Consider the following 18,697-nt stretch of genomic DNA (forward strand, 5'->3'; position numbering starts at 1 on the left):
TCATTTACATTGAATAATTAATACCAAAGTAAACCGTGCGACCAAAGTACTGAATTGTTCCGGTACGTGAAGTATCACCAAAGTAAGAAATATTCGGTTCGTCTGTTAAGTTATCAACAGAAACGACTCCTTGTAGATTCTCAGTAAAGTTATACGACATTTGTGCAGAAATAATCGTTTCTTCTTGGAAATACGCTGATTGTGAATCACCGATCGCAATTTGACGACTCAAGTATTCTGCGCGATGACGCGCACTAACACGTGCGGTGAACAAATCTTCGTAATCATAAAAAAGTGTTGCACTAAATACGCGCGGTGATAAACCTTCGATTGGACCTGGCTGACCATCTTCACCTGGTACATTTGACGGACGTTCGATTTCACTTTCGGTGTAAGAAAAATTGATGTTAGCGCCTAAGCCTTTCCACATATCAGGTAAAAAGGTAAAAGTTTGCGTATATCCAATTTCAATACCACGAATATAACCCGCCTCTGCGTTATTAGCGGCGTGTGAATAAGTGCCATTTTCCCAAACGAGTGGTTCGCCAATGGGCTCCCCTGTTTCGCTATCGTACTCAGCATGCGTCTTGTCGTCAGGTATTGCTGGTACAGCAATACCATTAGCCTGATAATCAAAATTCTTATCTGTGGTTGTACCTGGCATGTTTTCAATGTCTTTGTTCCAAATAGCAAAAACAAACGCGCCATCGGTTTCAGAGAAATAATGCTCATAAGAAATATCAATTTGATCTGCATAAAACGGACGTATTGATGGGCTAGTTGAACTGTCTAAATCAATATAGTTTCGACCGTCATCCGCTGAATTAAATCTAAAGTTACCGCTGTTAGCCATTGATGGCATATCTGGACGTGACATAACTTTTGAGTAAGCAAAACGTAATTGGTCGTCTTCAGATAATTGAATATTCAAATTTAAAGATGGTAATAAATCATTATAACTTTCGCTGACTGTTTCACGGCGGAATTCGTCGCTTGTACCGCCAACATCATCATAAATTACATCACCATTACCCGCTCCCACATTGACTAAACCTGTGCTGCTTTGTTTAGAGCCAACATAGCGAAGACCTACATTGCCGCTTAACGGTAAACCAAACAGTTCAGCGTTTAGGTTTAATTGCACGTAAGCTGCGGTAACTTCTTCTTCAACAATATTATTTTGAGTCATTGTCCAGCTATGATTCCAGTCACGTACTGGCGTACGATCAACATTTGGGATCCAAGCATTTAAAATATCGTTGTTGTTAACCGCTAAGAAACTCGGCATACCCGGTAAGTCACCGTTAATACTTGTTACTGTGGAGTTTTCATTGGATAATGGAAAAGGAGCAAAACGTTCTGTTTCTATCGGGTTACCTTCTTCATCGGTACCTGCATAAGTGATGTATTGACCATTACGCATATTTGCGTCGGTAGTACCATATAAGAAACGACCACGGCCCAATTCATATTCACGCTCCGATAAACGGGCACCAAATTCAACTGAACTAAAGATGTCACTTTCAAGTTGGTAAGCGAAATCAACACGTACAGCATTTGATTCATTTGACTCGATACTTGGATACGACTCTGCACTGGTTACCATCATGTGGTCGGTATCGGTAAAGTCTTGGTTAAAGGCTAAATCAGGGTTTTCTAAGCCATTAAGTTTATAGCTAAAGATGATGTCGTTATCAATAATAGGGGTTGCTGCGCTAGAGTCTTTAAAATAAGCCATACGCATAACTTGATCTTTGCTGGTCTCTTTACCTTGAGAATGGGCAAAATCAACGGTCATTAATAAATCATCATTAATTTCCCATTCACCCTTTAAACCAAATGAGCTTAATTCACTGTTGGTCGTATTATCATCGGCTTGTGTTTGAATATTTAAGCTACGATCAGAACCTTTATAAGGTGGCGCAATGGCATCACCATTAGGATTACGAGCAATGGTACCACCGATAAGTGCGCCGTTAGCAATAAGCGGATCGGTTAAGAGTAAAGACTGTCCTGGGCTGGCAATGTTGTTTATGCCTGATATACGTAAACCACGATCCCATTTTTCTGAGTCAAACTTTGAATGAAAACCATCAAATTGGAAACGTAAATCATCACGAGGTTCCCAATTTAACGCCAAAACAAAAGCATCACGACTATCTTCACCACCACGTTCATTAACTTCAAAGCCAGATGAAACTAATAGACTTTCTGGACCGCCATCATATGTTTCTGATAAATCTCGGTCGTCAAATTGATAGTTTACGAAACGGCTCGACACAGTAGGCTGAAACATACCGGCGTAACCCAATGAAAGACCAAGCGTGTCATCTAAGAATTTTGCTTGATAAGAAGCGGTTAAGCGGCGACCAAAATCAGCAGAATCTTCATTGCCAGCAGCGGCATCATTCCAATTTCCGTGAGCAGAAAAACGAAAGCTAGTTTCTTTTTCATTATCTAGTGCATTAGCGGTTTCTAGTTCAATAGTACCAGCAATACCGCCTTCTATAAGCGACGCTTTTTGTGATTTATACACTTGCGCTTGCTTAATTAATTCTGAAGGAAATTGATCAAACTGAACTGAGCGTCCACCTGCTGTTGAAACTTGTTCACGACCATTCAATGTCGAAAATACAAAGCCACCTGATAAACCACGAATATTCAGCTCGCTTGATTGGCCATCGATTCGTACTGAGGTAACACCTGGCAAGCGTGTTAAAGAGTCGGCTATAGATACATCGGGTAAACCGCCAATGTCGTCAGCTGATATCGCATCAACGACAGTGTCTGAAAAACGTTTAGTGTTTAAAGACTTAATAATACTGCCTCTAAAACCTCTAACTTCAATAACTTCTACTGCATTTTCTTTTTCTTCTAATGTTTTTGGTTTGTTAACGTTAACAGTTTGCGCTTTTACTTCTTCTTGAGCATCTTGAGCAAAACTGGGAACACTAGCAAATGATAAACCCGCAGCTATTAAGCTGAGTGTTAATATATTTGGCTTGAATTTGTTCATTGTTTCATATTCCTAATAATATGTATTATCGAGAAGCCCCTACTTACACTTGCACTATGGTTGATAACGCACAGCGAGTTGGAGTCAATTATTTTTATGAGATATTCCCTATCTATTTATGTTTCAAGATTTACGGTGACAACTTCATAGTAATCATTTTTTACACAGTTACAACCGATTACCCATCAGTGAACTTTAGTAATAAGATGGTTTTAGAAAGCAAGCAAACTCGTTATTTCCTTTGATTACATAACCTTAAAAAATGAAAGTCAGAATAAAAGCAGATTACTGCAAGTCTTTGAATACGTATTCATAACATCAGCATTAGGTTTTATAGTCAACGCGGCATAACATCGTTCCCCAGTGAAAGGATGATGAAATTAGATTCAACATAACCTGAAGCTACTTTTTAATGGATGATTAAGACCGTTTTTTGATTACGTGACAGTAACAATATAAAGCAATAACAATTATTAAAATAAAAACAACGTACTAAGTTTGCTATATACATAACGGCTTAGCACCTTATCAACATTTAAGTGGAGATGTCATTTATGACTGGTTATATGAAACAATTATCGTTTGCTACGTTAGCCGTATTGGTTAGTGTATTAGCAGGCTGTGGAGGAAGTGATGAAAGTAATGCTGTTACTGAATCCCCTCTTTGGTGTAAGTCACCAGAAACAATTAACGAAATGGGTAATGCATGTGAATTAGTTATTACCCCCTGTAATTACCCTGAAGTTGCCAACCCTGATACTCAACTTTGTGAAATGAGCAAAGAGGCATGGATTGATGGCTCTAACGGTATCACTATGCCCGTGCCAGCTTACACACCAGCGGCAAACGAATTAGTTATTTATTTTCAATTTGAAACACCAACGGATGGCAGTGCGATAGATTATAACCTTGCCGGTTTACACGCTTGGAATAACGCTGACTGTAACTCCTATGCAGATTTTGATCGTCCTGAAGGGACCACACCTTGGGGCTCTTCATTAGCGTGGACAGGTATTGATGATAATTTTGGCGCCTATTGGGTAATGAATACTATCGATCCACCTAATTGTATTAACTTTATTGTTTACGATGCTATTGGTTCAGTTAAATTTTCAGGTGAAGATGATATTCTTGTTGATATAAGCACAGTTAATACCGGTGAATTATTCTTACTAGAAAAAGAAACCACTATATTTCCGTTCCCACGAACGTTTGCCTCTTTAGTTGTTCCTGGTGGCTCAACACCAGCACCTTTAGAGTGTGAAGCGCCACTTATTGCTAATGAAGCGGGTGACGAGTGTGTAACCGACCCTAATGCAGTGCCAACTATTGTTGATGGCGCAGCTGAACTTTATTTACGCGGCCTCATTGACTGGGAAACCACAGACGACAGCAATAAATTTGTTTACTCTGAAGGTGTCTACACCATGGCACTAGCCGTTACAGGCTCAGCGACAGCTTATAATTTCAAAGTTGCTGATGCAGATTGGAATGTTATCAATGCCTTTGGCGCAAGTGAAGGTGATGAAACAGTCGTTCTTGGCGAAAGTAAAACATTGATTGCCAGTGAAGAGCTAGGTAAAAACATTAGCCTTACCATTCCTAACAACGGTAACTACCAGTTCATTTTAGATATTTCAGATACTGAAGCACCAACGTTAACTGTTATTGAAGTTGCTTATGACAAAGTACTTTATGTTAAAGGCGACATGAACGAATGGGCTAATGCCCTTCCTATGGTATATAAGGGTGAAAATATCTACACCTCTTTACATCCATTAGAAATGCAAGACTATGCCTTTAAAGTGGCTGATGCTAACTGGACTGATGAGACTAATTTCGGTATTGCCACCGAAGGTGCCGTTGTGCCACTTGATACCGCCACCACATTAGTTTTTGGTGAAAATGTTGCTCAAAACATTAATTTCACTGCCGCTGCAGCGGGTACTTATCGATTTATACTTGATGCCACCAATAAAGGTGCCCCAATATTAACAATTGAGAATGCAGTACCTTATTCAGGTCGCACTTTGTATTTAAAAGGTGACATGAACGATTGGTCAACAACACCTAACTTTGACTTTGCACTTACCGACACCACTTACGTGGTAAATGCATTGATTGATAACACTAAAAAGTATGGCTTTAAAATAGCGTCAGATGGCTGGGAAAACGATTCTACTATGGGTGCTTTTGCTGGCGAAGGTGATATTGTTATCGGTGAAGAAAAATTATTAACCTTACCGGGTGAAGATAATATTGCCATTGAAGTGACTGAAAATAAAATATTAACCTTCACTTTAGATGCGACTGATTTCACCGCGCCTAAATTAACAGTAACCGAAGCGCCTGCCCCTTACCAAGAACGTACTATGTACCTTAAAGGCGATATGAATGGATGGGCTACCGAAGAAGCTTATATACTAACTTATGCTGCAGGTATTTATACAATAGAAACGTTATTACCCGTTCGTAGCTATAATTTTAAAATTGCCTCTGCTGATTGGGAAGAAGACTCTACAGTTGGCGGTGTTGTTGATGATAATATCTTAACCGCCGGTGAAGCAAAAACCTTAACATTACCCGGTGCTGATATTACTTTTGATGTAACTAAAGAAGCGACTTATGTCTTTACATTGAACGCAATTAACCCATCAAGACCTATGTTAACGATTACTGAGAAAACCAACTAATCAAACAAACTTACTATTGATGTAGTAAATACATCTCATTGTAAAAACCGTGATTTATCACGGTTTTTTTATGCCTATAATTCCCTTATCAATCGTCAACAAAACGTCGCTAAACAGTAAATAAAAGGTCATAAATCTGTCTTGAATACGTATGTAATGGCTATTCATTAACCAGTCGACTCTTTAGTATGAAGGAATAATTAAAAATAATATTTATCTAGTGTAGCTCAAATGTACAACAGATAAATATTGCATAAACCTAAGAGTGATAAGATGACAATAATTCAATTTAAAAAGGTTGCCCTAATAGCAACGGTCACCACCGCATTAAGTGCCTGTGGCGGTGGAAGCAGTGATGGTGGTGATAAAGTTAAGACACCTGACAAGGTGAACAATACGCCAACTATGACGAGTTTCAGCCATGAAATTATTGAGTCATCTCCTAAGGAAATCGTTTATTCATGGTCTGTTACCGATAGTGACGGCGATGCATTATCTTGTCAATTATCTCCAGGCAATGGCTTAACAACAGTGACCATCGCTGATTGTGCAAACAATACATCAACAACCGTGACCTCATCGGGCGCAGGAAACTATCAGGCAAGCTTGACCGTTACCGACCCGAGTAATGCTAGTGCGACTGCTAGCCTGACCTTTGATATTGCTACAGCGGGATTACCAGCGCCAATGGTTACTGCAGGGGATAACGAGTTAGTCATTTTCTATAACCGCGCAGACGCAACTTACAGCAATTGGATCATACATTTATGGAACAACGAGACATGTGACGCTTATGCCAACGCCGATACTGACTGGGCAACAGGGCAAGCACAAACAGGGCTAGATCCAAATTATGGCGCTTACTGGCTTATCGATTTAAAAGCAGGTTATGGCGACTGTGCTAACTTTATTATCCATAAAGGTGATGATAAAGACTTAGGTGGCATCGACCATCAAGCTGATTTAAGCGGCGATCGCATGACTTGGACATTATCAGGTATCAGTGATGTATATACCCAACCGACCTTACTTCCAACAGGCATCTTAATTAACGATGTTGCTGCGCACTGGGCCAATGAAAATACCGTTTTTTGGAACGCCGGCACCAACGTTGCTAAAGTACGTATTTATAGTTCAGCCACTGACGACTTAGCTTTTGATGGTGAAAGCGGTATTCCAGGGGATAACTTCCTTGAGTACCTCCCTGCGGCAGGTGGTGAACACCCTGCGATTTCACTTAATATGCCTCGCTATAAAGATTTAGCGGCATTTACCGCAACATCAGCATCGGTGAGTAAAGCAAAATCAATGCTTAGTGGTAAATTATTGGCAATTTCATATGCGAGTGACGATTCACTTATCGCAGCAACTTACCTGCAAACACCCCGTATCTTAGACGCTTTATATACCTCGGCAAATAACGATGCTAACGAAGCAGACTTAGGTATTATTTACAGTGCTAGCGAGATAAGCGCTAAACTTTGGGCACCGACAGCACAGCAAGTTACCCTTAAGGTATACAACGCAAGTAAAGCTTTACAGTCAAGTCATACGATGTCCCTTGACGCAGCAACAGGTATTTGGTCATTTACCGCGCCAAACACAGTAGACCGCTTATTTTATCGCTATGAGTTAACCGTTTATCATCAACAAAATCAGCGCATTGAAAAAATTGAAGCCACAGACCCTTACTCGATTTCTTTATCAACCAATGGCGATTTTTCTCAGTTTGTTAATTTAGCTGATAGTGATTTAAAACCCATTGGGTGGGACAGCCACACCATTCCTGAAGTTGTTAACCCTGAAGACAGTGTTATATATGAAGGCCACATACGTGACTTTAGTATTTTAGACGCCAGCACCCGTGTAGAAAACCGAGGTAACTACCTTGCCTTTACCGAAGAAACCTCTGTACCCGTAACACATTTAAAATCTCTTGCTGACGCAGGCTTAACACACTTTCAACTATTACCCGCCAACGATATTGCCAGCATAAATGAAGATACTGTTAACCGTATTAACCTTGATAATACCGTTAGCGAATTATGCGCTAAGAAAAGTGACGCGCCTGTTTGTGGTGTTGAAAATGCTAGTGATACATTAGCCGAGGTATTCGCCAGTTACGACCCAACCAGCACAGCTGCACAAGCGCTTGCCGAATCATTGCGAGGCTTAGACAGCTTTAATTGGGGTTATGATCCTGAACACTTCACAACGCCCGATGGTAGTTATTCATCAAATCCTGATGGTGTCGCTCGCATAACTGAAATGCGTGCAATGAACCAAGCGTTGCACGAAATGGGCTTACGTGTTGTTTTAGATGTTGTTTACAACCACACTAACTCTTCGGGTTTATGGGAAAACTCAGTGCTTGATAAAGTAGTACCCGGTTACTATCACCGCCGTGATTTAACCTCAGGTAATGTTGAAACAGCAACTTGTTGCCAAGATACCGCGCCTGAACATGAAATGATGCATAAACTCATGCAAGACTCATTACTTACTTGGTCTCAAGCCTATAAGTTTGATGGCTTTCGTTTTGACATTATGAGTAATAATTCAAAAGCATCGATTTTAAGTGCTCGCACCGCTGTACAAGCAATAGACACAGATAACTATTTCTATGGTGAAGGTTGGACGCGTGATGATAAAGGCTATCAACAAGCGGATCAAAATAATATGACGGGTTCGCAAGTCGGTACGTTTAACGATCGACCTCGCGATATTATTCGCAGTGCCTCTTTATTTAAAAGTGCTGGTAGCTTAAATGACCAAGACATTATTCGTTTAGGACTTGCTGGTACCCAAAAAGATTATCAACTACAAGATAAGAATGACAACATCAAAGCGGGTAGTACCTTTAGTAAGCCTTCTTACGGAAAAGACCCTGCCGACATTATTAACTATGTCTCAAAACATGATAATGAAACCTTATGGGATCAACTGCAATATGGCATTGATACCGGAGTTAGTCTTAATGATCGCGTGCGCATACAAAATATTGCTGGGACCTTGCCGTTAATCAGTCAAGGTATTCCGTTTTTCCAACTGGGTGGTGATTTACTGCGCTCAAAATCAATGGACCGAAACACTTATGATGCCGGTGACTGGTTCAATAAAGTGGATTTCACTATGAGTACCAATAACTGGAATGTTGGCTTGCCACTTGCGCAAGACAATGAAAGTAAATGGTCGTTGATGACAGCACTGATCAATAATAGCGAAACAGCGCCACAAGCCAGTGACATTGAATTCTCATCAAATATATTTAAAGAGTTTTTGAGTATTCGTGCCTCAAGCCCATTGTTTAGGTTAACCACACAAGCTGATATTAATGCACGTTTAGGTTTTCATAATACCGGTAGCGAACAGACTCAGGGCTTAATTGTGATGAGTATTGATGATGGTAACGGTCTAACTGACCTTGATGAGAATATTGATGCACTTGTTGTGGTGATAAACGGCACTGCATCCACGCAATCTCACGATATTTTAACTGCGACCGGCTTTGAGTTGCACAGTGTCCAGCAAAGCTCTGCCGATACTAATGTTCAAACAGCATCATTTGTTGAGGCTTCAGGAAAAGGCACCTTTAGCGTACCTGCGTTAACTACTGCAGTCTTTATAAAACCACAAGCAATGGCACAAGGCGTTGGTTTAGCAGCAGATGCGACCTTAAATGCGCCTGACCCCGCCCCTTATGGCGAGACAAGTATTTACCTACGTGGGTCAATGAACAATTGGGGTGACGACGGTTTAACAGCAATCGATATGTTTACTTATCAAGGGAACGGCGACTATGTGATTGATTTCACCTTAGCGGTTGGCACGCATATTTTTAAAGTGGGTTCTGATGATTGGGCGGCGGTCGACCTCGCCTTTAGTGATGTCACCTTCACTGATAACTCAATAACAGCATCGGCTGATAACAGTGGCAATATAGAAATAACTACCACGGCTGCCGGTAATTATAACTTTAGTTTAAATGCCAGCACATCGACGCCAAGCTTAACGATTGTGAGCAAAAACATCACAGTAGATTGTGCTGCTTTAGTTGATTCAAGCGACGAAATTCCTTTTGATATTAATGGTAGCGGCCAACTCTTTGTTCGTGGCGATCATTCAGCGTGGAATGCCACTGAAGAGTTTAGATTACATTACAAAGGCAATAACCAGTATCAAGCCGTAGCTGAATTTGACGGGGCAATGCAATTTAAACTGGCTTCAGATGACGGTAGTTGGACCACGCAATTGTGGGTACAAGAAAACGATAGTAACGATATTGAAGGGGAGAATTTAACTTTAGGTATCAATTACCCTGTTGCTTATAATAACGCTGGCGATGCCAATAACAATACGACACTGGCGGCGGGCTCATACAGCTTTTTACTAACACTCGACAGCGCAAACCCAAGTAAAGGCTATAATGTTGGCCGTTTAGCGATACAAGAATGTCAGCCATAATCATCAGGTAAGTTAATCGAGCAGCTTAAGTATTTAAGCTGGGCTAACACCATAGAAAGCGCTAAGGATGAATATTCTTGGCGCTTTTTTATGGGGAAATAACTTGTCAGCTGATTGGCTGAATACGTATGTAAAAATTAGAATAAACTGTTTATATTGCTGATAAATGCGTAACTTATTAACATTATTAATTTACTTTGTTATTTATCCTTATGCGTATTTCTTTAGCTCGTTTTCGACAATTAAGCCTAATCATTATCACCACGACATGTCTAAGCTCATGTCAGCATGATCAAAGTATACCAACAAGAACCCAGCTTACCGAAACGAGTGTAAAGTCAGCAGCGGTTTCCCCCTTAGTAAGCCAAGACTTTTCTGCACATTGGCTGACCCCAGAACTACTTTTATTACCTAAAGATAACTTACATCAACAACATACGTTAACATTTGATGACGGCGGAGATATTGAAAAAGCCAAACTTACGCCCTTCACAGGAGAAATAAATCGTCTGCTTATCCCCAAACATTTACGTTCATTTAATGTATTTGAGGTAAAGCTGGCTACTAATAAGATTAAAAAAGCACTGAAAAATAAAATATATGTCAGCTCTGCAAGCAAGGGCACAAATTCAAAACACATAGCACAGGTGCAAACGGCTCAATTATTGGATGTTTTGTTTACCTCACAAAGTAACGACGCTAATGAGCTGAAAAATTTTGGGGCAACTCTCAGTAAAGATTCGATTGAGTTTGCATTATGGGCACCGACCGCAAAACAGGTAACCTTATTAGCGTTTAATAAAGACAAGCAAGCGACGCATGTTGTGCCACTTAAAGAAGATAGCAATACCGGTATTTGGTCTGGTGCTGTTATGAATACTCAACAAGAAGTCTACTACCAGTATCAACTGACAATATATCACCCGGCTAGCGATAAAATTGAAACATTAACCACTACAGATCCCTATTCCTTAAGCCTTTCAATAAACAGTGAATATTCACATGTTATCAATTTAGACGACTCAAAAAACAAACCTAATGGCTGGGAATTACAGCAAGATGTTTTAATTAAGAACCCTGAAGATAATATTTTTTATGAAACCCACATTCGTGATTTTAGTGCCCACGATCCGCAACTCTCATCACCTGCTGTTCGAGGAAAGTACGCCGCCTTCAGCGAAAAACATAGCGCTGGCATTAAACACTTTAAGGATCTACAAAAAGCAGGTATTAACAATATTCATCTACTCCCCACCTTTGATATTGGTACCGCTAACGAAAATGACACACAAGTTATTGATCTAAATAATCCTATTAGCAAACTTTGCCAACTCGTGCCCGAACATAAGCTTTGTCGGCTCGAAGACCGAGCAATGACGATACAAGAATATTTAGAAACACTTCCCGCTGCAACACACGAGCGCCAAGCGATAGTCAGTTCTATTAGAGAAATTGATAATTACAATTGGGGCTACGACCCTTTCCATTATACTGTTCCAGAGGGCAGTTACGCACAAAACCCTGAAGGCTCAGCACGTATTATTGAATTTCGTCAAATGGTACAAAGTATTCATAATCTAGGCTTTCGCGTCATCATGGATGTCGTTTATAACCATACTCATCAAGCAGGGCTAGCGCCAACGGCTGTGCTTGATAAAATTGTCCCTAATTATTATCATCGTCTTGACCCTATCAGCGGAAAAATCGCACAATCAACCTGTTGTGATAACACTGCCACAGAAAATGTCATGATGGAAAAGTTAATGACAGACTCATTAGTTGTTTGGGCAAGAGACTACAAAATTGACGGTTTTCGCTTCGACCTTATGGCACACCAACCCAAATCGGCGATGCTTAATGCCAAAAAAGCAGTACAAGCGGTTGATAAAGATACCTACTTTTATGGCGAAGGTTGGAATTTTGGTGAGGTGGCGAATAATCAGCGTTTTACGCAAGCCAGCCAATTAGCATTGGCTGGCACAGAAATCGGTACCTTTACCGACCGTTTACGCGATGCAGTTCGCGGTGGAGCCTTTAGCGCCAGTGGCGATGACATTCGTAAAAGCCAAGGTATCGGCAGTGGTTTAAGCACTATGCCTAATGAATTAGTGGATCGAGTAGTATCAAGAAAAGCTTATCTACTCGCCGCAGATCAATTACGTATTGGTTTAGCCGCTAATTTAGCCAACTTCCCTCTTAAAAATGCTCAAGATAAAAACGTTACCGGTAAAGAAATTCCTTATGGTGACCAACCAACCGGTTATGCATTAGACCCTGCCGATACCATTAACTATGTATCTAAACACGATAACCAAACATTATGGGACAATAATCAATACCGCTTACCTTTTGATACCTCAACAAAAGATCGCGTACGTATTCACTTACAATCACTGTCCTTTGCTATATTCGCACAGGGCATTCCATTCTTACATATGGGATCAGAGTTTTTACGTTCAAAGTCATTTTTACGCGACAGTTACGACTATGGTGATTGGTTTAATAAAGTCGATTTTACCAAGCAAAGCAATAATTATAATGTTGGTTTACCGCCAGCAGATAAGGACCAAGCAAACTGGCCACTGATTAAAAAAGTACTGGCAAAAAATGAAGGGCGAGATATTGTTGGCCCAACTGACATAGAGTTTAGTGCAGAAGTGTTTAAAGAGTTCATTAGTCTGCGCATGAGTACCCCCCTTTTTCGTCTTACCAACAGTGAACAAATAATAGAGCGTGTGAAATTTCACAATACCGGTAAAGCACAACAAATTGGCTTAATTGTGATGAGCATCGATGATGCCGAAAAATATCAGCAAGTAGATGCTGACATATCAGCGCTCGTTGTTATTTTTAATACCAGCACTACCGCTAAAACAATCCCTTTTAAAGAGGCAGCACAATATCAATTGCATCCTATTCAACAACAGGGCGTTGATAGTGTTGTTAAAGAGAGTACCAGCAATGAAAACAGCTTTTTTGTTCCAGCACTAACCACCAGTGTTTTTATCAAAGAGCAATAGTGCGGTATCGTTAGCGGCTAGTAATGATTTTATTTACTTAATCATAAAGTAAAGTCTTACTAGCCCTACTTCTCGCCTTAAACAGAAGTCCCGCCTAGAGCACCCCTCTCAGTGTATATCAACAATAAACTTTAAATGTAGTGAGCCTTGAGCCAAAATTTAAATATGGCCTAATAAATGTGGCTGCTGTTGTAGCAAGTGTAGCTAATCCAATATGAGTCAATAAACGCGATGAGATGACATCAGAAAAAGCAAAGTGTGGAATTATCAGCTTGGATGCTTATCGGTTTATCTATTGTATTTTGTGCTATTTAGCCCTTATCACTTGTCACACTATCTGCTCGTTGTATTCATCGAAAACAACACGTCGACTTAGATAACAATTTATTTACGATATTAATTTACGATAAGTTTTCTTTTGAACAGACGGTGAACACAAGGGAATAATATCTTTTACAGTAACCTAAAACAGTATTTTAGCGGTGTTTTGATGAATAAAACTACCGCCTCATATATTGATCTATCGCGTCAAATAAACTGTATAATATGCTATTATTAAATATTAACTACTCATTAAATACTATATGACTATGGCCAGAAAAAATCTTCGTATCCGTGAAAAAACAATCTTTGACGGTATTTTTAGTAAATACATTTTAAAATTCATTTTTAGTTTTTGGTTTAAAATTTCGGGCTGGAAATTATGCACTGCCACTCCCGAAGGTGCTGGTATTACTATTGCAGCACCACACACATCGAATTGGGATTTTGTTTATGCGCTTGGCGCTGCGATATTGCAAGATGTGAAAATATATTTTTCTATTAAAGACAGTATGTGCCGCATACCTCTTTTAGGTCGTTGGTTGATGTACCTTGGCGCTATGCCTATTGATCGTTCATCTACAGGCTTAGGGCAAGTTGAACAAATCAAGCAATTTATTGAAACACAAAAAGGTAAACGAGTATTTTTCTTATTTACTCCAGAAGGTACAAGAGGCGGAGTAGCAAAATGGAAAACAGGCTTTTACCATGTTGCTCAAGGATGTGGTTTACCTATTTTTTTAGCCAAAGTCGATTACCTCAGTAAAGAAACAGGTGTTTTTCACATCTTTAAGCTGACCAATAATAAAGATGATGATATTCAAGCGATGCAGGCCTCTTATAAAAGTGTTTATGGCAAATATCCCACCAAACAATTTCCCCCTTACCAAGGCCCCATGCCAAGCATAGGTGATAAAGAAGCGGCAATTATTCGTGCACTTTACGCCATTAACTCTATTAAAGGCGTGGCGACTAAAATGGAAATAAGTGCGAAAGCAAAAATGGGTGAGTTGTCGAATACGATGTTCGATTTTTTAATCGATAACGGGCTTGTTGAACAGGGATTTTTAGAAAGAGCTGAAATTACCTACCAGTTAACTTTAGCGGGCAAAGGCTGTTATTTACATTTGTATTCGCAAGATGACTCACTTGTTATACCTAACGGATAAACGATGACTACGAAGAATGTTTATTACAAACCATTGTAAAAATTAATGCCTGTCGTTACTAAGCCTTATTAGTTACGCTAATTTGGTTTAGTAACACGTTACAGGTTTGATAACGCCTGCAACGCCAATAACTTTAAACATAAAAGACTTTTCGCGAATATTTTACTATCTAGACAAATGATAATAAATAAACATGACACTAACCGCCATTGTTCCTTCATTTCGCCTACCTTTCTTAATATTAGCCCCTGTTTGTGTTTTTCTTGGTGCTAGTATGAGTTATATGGAACAAGGTACGGTTGATTATGCCGTATTAGCCATTGCCTTGTTAGGGGCAATCTCTGCCCACATTGCAGTTAATACCATTAATGAATATCAAGACTACGTCAGCGGCTTAGATCTGAAAACAATTAGAACTCCCTTTAGCGGCGGTAGCGGTTTATTATCTCAGCAACCTGAGTTACTTCTTGGGGTAAAAAGAGCCGCGATTGTCACAACCCTTTTAACCTTTCTTATTGGTGTTTATTTCGTCACACTTTATGGCGTAGCAGTAATTGCCATAGTGCCAATGGGATTACTTGGATTAGCCATTATTATTAGTTACACAAAGTGGATTAATAAATGGCCCATTATCTGTTTAGTTGCCCCTGGACTTTGTTTTGGTTTACTGATGGTGGCAGGCACCCAAGTTATTTTATCTGGCCACTTTTCAACAACACCTTGGCTAATAGGTTTGATCCCTTTTTTTCTTATTAACAACTTATTACTTTTAAACCAATATCCTGATATTGATGCTGATAAAAGTATCGGTCGAAATCATTTTCCTATTGCCTTTGGCATAAAAACAAGCAATAGCATTTTTTTCATCTTTTCGGTGTGCTCAACGTTATTGCTTGGCTTTTTTATTAGCCAAAAGCTATTACCAACACTAAGTGCAATGGCGTTTATTCCACAGGCATTGGCCTTTGTCGCTTTATATGGAGCAATAAAATTTAAAGAAAATATTGGCCAACACCCTAAATACCTTGCTTACAATGTTAGTTGTGCATTACTGACACCATTAACGATAGCAATAACCGTTTTCCTTAACTAATTGTAGAAGTTGAATAACGTTGGAAACTGAAATTATTACGTTTAAGCACCGAATATACCTTTCAAAAAATTTAATCAAACGCTGAAATAGCTAACTTCTAAAATATAACTCTAAGGGCAGTAGTTGCCACAAAAGAGCTTTCCTAACACCCTCAATCATTACCAAAACTGTCTTATCTGATACGATAGAGGACATTAGCTTTGGCTTATCTAACGACAAGTGATCCGACAAACCGGACATTAGTATCAATGTTTTTTTTAACTGTTTTAATATTCAGTAGACATCAACCTAGCGTCATCTTGATAGACAACAAAGCCATCACAGCGTTAGTTCATGGTTCAGCAGCTTAGTTCTTTGTGCGCTTAATTGAAGGTAATAGGCTTATTTTCTTAAAATCAGGATATTACTAAAAGCGGACATAAAATATTAGCAAATCGTCTTTGGTGAGCGGTAAGCTTAACGTATTTACTCCCTAGAAAGTTAGGTTTGCTGGCCCTTTGACACTATAGTCACTTTTTATGTCTACTCTTTTATTACTACCTAGAATATATTCGTAATAACCGACCAGTAGGTGAAAATTCAAACATAACACTTTCACTCTGAATTCTAATACCCGATGATTTAGTGAAAATATTGTTAGATTTAAGTGACAATAAAATTTCTTGCTTTGGGGTATCTTGTAATAAATACTTGAGTGTTCTAGTGTGGATTTCCCAATCATCCCCACCTGTAATCCTTCCATCATCTTCTTTTTTAAATTACTTTGCTCTTCTGTTGTTTTTACGTAGCGGTTAGATTCCCAATATACTTGACGTAATTTACTGAGAGGTTCAAGGTTGCGCTTAATTGAATCCATTTCTATTTGTGTTTTATTTGCAAGAAATATAGATAAAATATTGTAGATATCGTAAGAAAAATTAGTGATGGACATATACACATTATCATCACCGAGGGGAACATCTGGTCCTCTTTTGATAACAGCGGTTAAAGGTCTAGGTATATGAAGTTCACTAAAGGGTTTGTTTCCCTTTACAACATCTATTAGAGACAACAGACTTATAGGCCCAGCTACAAAACCAAAGGTGATTATTAAAAGTCCTAAAGCCAAGGAGAACCAAAGTATAGTTTTGTTATAAATTAAGTCCATTTTGATTCACTATTATAGTTGTATACCAGAATCATATCGTACTGCTTTTTGATTCTCAATCTGAAATGTATACGAAAAAACTATCCAAAGCCTTTAATTGCTATTTATAGTCGACTGAGTCTCATTTCTTATAAGTATCAGATATAATGTCTTTTTTCGTATCTAAACTGTCAATCAAGAGAGATGATCTCGGTTCACAAAAGCTGAGAACTAAGTGGTAAAAGTTAGCGTTTCAATATGACTTACCACAGACTACTTTGATACGATCGTTCCCCACAGATAAAAATACGCATTGTTTGACTATAAATATTACCAATTAATCGAATAACCTGACTGGCAAAATGCCACCATTGCCGGCGTCACTATGTTGCACTGGGATGACTGTATTTGTGCCGCGGCATTAAATAAAGATTAAAACGAGCGTTTGAATTTATGGATCAAGCTTGTTATAAGTAAACAACAAAAAACTAATGATTTTTATTATCCCCCATTAAGCCACCCATAATAACTTGTTTGTTTTTCATACAATAAACTATACTTAATTCACCCTCTTATAAGTGTGGTGATTGTTATGCCTAAGCCTCGTTCACAACAAATCAGTTTATCTGATACGCCGTATTATCATATTTGCAGTCAAACCGTTCGCAAAGCTTTTTTATGTGGTGTTGATAAATATCCCCCATTAAGCCACCCATAATAACTTGTTTGTTTTTCATACAATAAACTACACTTAGTTTACCCTCTTATAAGTGTGGTGATTGTTATGCCCAAGCCTCGTTCACAACAAATCAGTTTATCTGATACGCCGTATTATCATATTTGTAGTCAAACCGTTCGAAAAGCCTTTTTATGTGGTGTTGATAAAGAAACCGGTGTCAGTTATGAGCACAGGCGTCATTGGATTGAACAGCGCATTTTTAAATTATCTCAAGTCTTTGCTATTGATATTTGTGCTCACGCTGTTATGAATAATCACTTACATTTAGTCCTTCATGTTGATAGTGAACAAGTTAACCACTGGACGACGCTAGAGGTACTGTCTCGTTGGCATACGTTGTTTAAAGGCACCCTGTTAACCCGTCAATATCAGCGACAGCAATCATTAACGACATTCGAAATAGAAATAGTTGAAGAAACAGCACAGGTCTATAAACAGCGCTTAATCGATATCAGTTGGTTTATGCGGGCATTAAACGAGCCTATTGCTCGACAGGCCAATAAAGAAGATAAATGCACTGGGCACTTTTGGGAAGGACGCTTTAAATCACAAGCCCTGCTCGATGAAGGGGCATTACTTGCTTGTATGGCTTATGTAGATTTAAACCCAGTGCGTGCGGGTATTGCCCCAACACCTGAGCAATCGAGTTTTACCAGTATTCAACTGCGTATCAGAGCCGCCATTATCGGAGAGCAACCGACAACGTTATTACCTTTTACTGGCCATGAACAGCAAGCTAAAACCTCCGGTATCCGCTTTAGCTTAAAGGACTATTTAACCCTTGTAGATGAAACAGGTCGCGTAATAAGAGCAGACAAACGAGGCGCTATCGATAACAAAACCGCAAATATACTGTCAAGACTTCACATCAGCGATGAAAGTTGGCTCAAACTCACCTCAAACTTTGAAGGTATATTCACTGGCGCGGTCGGCACCGCAGAGCATTTGTGTGAATTTACTGAGCACGTGGGGTTAAAGCGAGCACACGGGAAAGCAAATGCCCAAGCTTGTTTAAATAGCGCGTAAACTTAACTACATGCAAAAACCGCACTAAGA

The 18,697-nt window shown here is 39.3% G+C and carries 9 protein-coding genes; 7 read left to right on the plus strand and 2 right to left on the minus strand.

Features of this window, described 5'->3' with window-relative positions; translation table 11 throughout:
* Nucleotides 1–4 precede the first annotated feature (4 nt).
* On the minus strand, nucleotides 5–3,016 hold the full coding sequence (locus A3Q34_RS05245) for a TonB-dependent receptor (protein ID WP_070374400.1): 3,012 nt from the start codon (nucleotides 3,014–3,016) through the stop codon (nucleotides 5–7).
* A 554-nt stretch (nucleotides 3,017–3,570) separates the two neighbouring features.
* Here A3Q34_RS05245 and A3Q34_RS05250 point away from each other — a divergent pair.
* The 5 genes from A3Q34_RS05250 (at nucleotide 3,571) to A3Q34_RS05270 (ending at nucleotide 15,776) form a co-directional block, all read left to right on the plus strand.
* On the plus strand, nucleotides 3,571–5,709 hold the full coding sequence (locus A3Q34_RS05250; protein ID WP_070374401.1) for a pullulanase-associated domain-containing protein: 2,139 nt from the start codon (nucleotides 3,571–3,573) through the stop codon (nucleotides 5,707–5,709).
* Nucleotides 5,710–5,982: 273 nt separating this feature from the next.
* Complete coding sequence (locus A3Q34_RS05255; RefSeq protein WP_070374402.1) at nucleotides 5,983–10,173, plus strand: alpha-1,6-glucosidase domain-containing protein; 4,191 nt, start codon at nucleotides 5,983–5,985, stop codon at nucleotides 10,171–10,173.
* 212 nt (nucleotides 10,174–10,385) lie between these two features.
* Nucleotides 10,386–13,193, plus strand: coding sequence for a pullulanase-type alpha-1,6-glucosidase (pulA, locus tag A3Q34_RS05260; protein ID WP_070374403.1), 2,808 nt, complete (start codon nucleotides 10,386–10,388; stop codon nucleotides 13,191–13,193).
* A gap of 590 nt (nucleotides 13,194–13,783) precedes the next feature.
* Nucleotides 13,784–14,683: a 1-acyl-sn-glycerol-3-phosphate acyltransferase gene (locus A3Q34_RS05265; protein ID WP_070374404.1), complete on the plus strand. Its 900-nt coding sequence runs from the start codon at nucleotides 13,784–13,786 to the stop codon at nucleotides 14,681–14,683.
* 193 nt (nucleotides 14,684–14,876) lie between these two features.
* Nucleotides 14,877–15,776: a prenyltransferase gene (locus tag A3Q34_RS05270; RefSeq protein WP_070374405.1), complete on the plus strand. Its 900-nt coding sequence runs from the start codon at nucleotides 14,877–14,879 to the stop codon at nucleotides 15,774–15,776.
* A 472-nt stretch (nucleotides 15,777–16,248) separates the two neighbouring features.
* On the opposite strand, the gene A3Q34_RS05275 is transcribed toward A3Q34_RS05270, so the two are convergent.
* Nucleotides 16,249–16,923 (minus strand): hypothetical protein, encoded by a 675-nt coding sequence (locus tag A3Q34_RS05275; RefSeq protein WP_070374406.1) that lies wholly within the window; start codon nucleotides 16,921–16,923, stop codon nucleotides 16,249–16,251.
* 571 nt (nucleotides 16,924–17,494) lie between these two features.
* On the opposite strand from A3Q34_RS05275, the gene A3Q34_RS21055 reads away from it, so the two are divergent.
* Entirely contained in the window at nucleotides 17,495–17,620 is a 126-nt protein-coding gene (locus A3Q34_RS21055) for a hypothetical protein (RefSeq protein ID WP_269447198.1), read from the plus strand.
* Nucleotides 17,621–17,686: 66 nt separating this feature from the next.
* Nucleotides 17,687–18,667 carry a transposase gene (locus A3Q34_RS05280; RefSeq protein WP_070374407.1) on the plus strand — a complete coding sequence of 327 codons (981 nt, stop codon included), beginning with the start codon at nucleotides 17,687–17,689 and terminating at the stop codon, nucleotides 18,665–18,667.
* Nucleotides 18,668–18,697: the final 30 nt, after the last annotated feature.

The sequence above is a fragment of the Colwellia sp. PAMC 20917 genome (assembly GCF_001767295.1).
Taxonomy (GTDB): domain Bacteria; phylum Pseudomonadota; class Gammaproteobacteria; order Enterobacterales; family Alteromonadaceae; genus Colwellia_A.

Bases quoted from the DNA above. Each gene is read 5' to 3' on its own strand.
- A3Q34_RS05245 (WP_070374400.1), bottom strand. From the start codon at position 3,016: ATGAACAAATTCAAGCCAAATATATTAACACTCAGCTTAATAGCTGCG.
- A3Q34_RS05250 (WP_070374401.1), top strand. From the start codon at position 3,571: ATGACTGGTTATATGAAACAATTATCGTTTGCTACGTTAGCCGTATTG.
- A3Q34_RS05255 (WP_070374402.1), top strand. From the start codon at position 5,983: ATGACAATAATTCAATTTAAAAAGGTTGCCCTAATAGCAACGGTCACC.
- pulA (WP_070374403.1), top strand. From the start codon at position 10,386: ATGCGTATTTCTTTAGCTCGTTTTCGACAATTAAGCCTAATCATTATC.
- A3Q34_RS05265 (WP_070374404.1), top strand. From the start codon at position 13,784: ATGGCCAGAAAAAATCTTCGTATCCGTGAAAAAACAATCTTTGACGGT.
- A3Q34_RS05270 (WP_070374405.1), top strand. From the start codon at position 14,877: ATGACACTAACCGCCATTGTTCCTTCATTTCGCCTACCTTTCTTAATA.
- A3Q34_RS05275 (WP_070374406.1), bottom strand. From the start codon at position 16,923: ATGGACTTAATTTATAACAAAACTATACTTTGGTTCTCCTTGGCTTTA.
- A3Q34_RS21055 (WP_269447198.1), top strand. From the start codon at position 17,495: ATGCCTAAGCCTCGTTCACAACAAATCAGTTTATCTGATACGCCGTAT.
- A3Q34_RS05280 (WP_070374407.1), top strand. From the start codon at position 17,687: ATGCCCAAGCCTCGTTCACAACAAATCAGTTTATCTGATACGCCGTAT.